We start from the raw sequence: 999 nt of genomic DNA on the forward strand, positions 1-999 counted from the left end.
CCTCAGAGATCGTACGTTCCACCCCCGCATAGTCGACGGACTTTCCTCCACCCGTCCGCGCGATGGTCTGCTTCATCGTCTCCAGAGCGGCCGCCATTGCCTCTCCGGCACCTCTGAGCTCCTCAGGGACCTCGATCACGAATTTTGCCATGGATCCTCCTCGCTCGCCGTGAAACTGCCGCACCCATGTATACAGGAATCACGGAGAAATGCCCAGCATGGAAACCAGACCCGGTCCAAATGGCTCTACGCGCCTCCCGCACAGTCTTCTATTCTCTCGAATCCAGGTTTCACGGACCCTGGAGGACCTGGGTCCGAACGAGCCTGTCAAATTAGATCCTGTTGACGATGACTTCCGGCTGCACGACCATCCTGCCGTCCCGCAGGTGCCGGAACCCGTTCTTGACGACCCCGACGATCGTGCCGGTGGGGTACTGTGGCTTTTGTTCAGAAGATCTCCCGATGTGAATTTTATTATTGAAGTCGGTCTTGCCGATGATGACCTCGATCGGCTCCAGCTTGCCTATTGCCAGCGCCCTGACCACGATCTCGTGCGCTTTTTCGAGCGGAGCGGCCCGGTTCTCAGACTGGGCGATCTGGTAGTGGCACAGGAACATGTCCGCAAGCTCCGGGAGCTCTTCGAAGCACCACTTGGCCGGCTTGAAGCGCAGGAGCTCTTCGCCGGCATCGGTGTTACGAAAGGTGGCGAGCAAGTGAGAGCTGTCCCGGAAAACCAGAAGCCTGCGCCTCTGCTCTTCCGGAGTCTTTGGCATCTCCTGCTCCAGGCGCTTGCCGACCGAGCGTAGCTGTTTGAGCTGTTGATTGTACAAGTGAAGCGGCGCCAGCTTCGAATCGAAAACTTGCCTCAGCTTCGGATCTGCCTCCATTGCCTTGGGCAGCTCTCTGAGTAATTCATCGAAGATAACTTTATGCTCGCCTTCGGCGGCGCTCTCGACCAGATTTCCGAGCTCCTTCTTGGTATTCTTGAAGCGCGTCCAG

At 57.8% G+C, this 999-nt stretch carries 1 protein-coding gene; it reads right to left on the minus strand.

The features are described 5' to 3' along the window. Positions 1 to 332 precede the first annotated feature (332 nt). A partial coding sequence (locus tag GY725_09255) for a hypothetical protein (GenBank protein MCP4004369.1) occupies positions 333 to 999 on the minus strand: 667 nt, incomplete at its 5' end.

This window comes from bacterium (genome assembly GCA_024226335.1).
Classification (GTDB): Bacteria; Myxococcota_A; UBA9160; order SZUA-336; family SZUA-336; genus JAAELY01.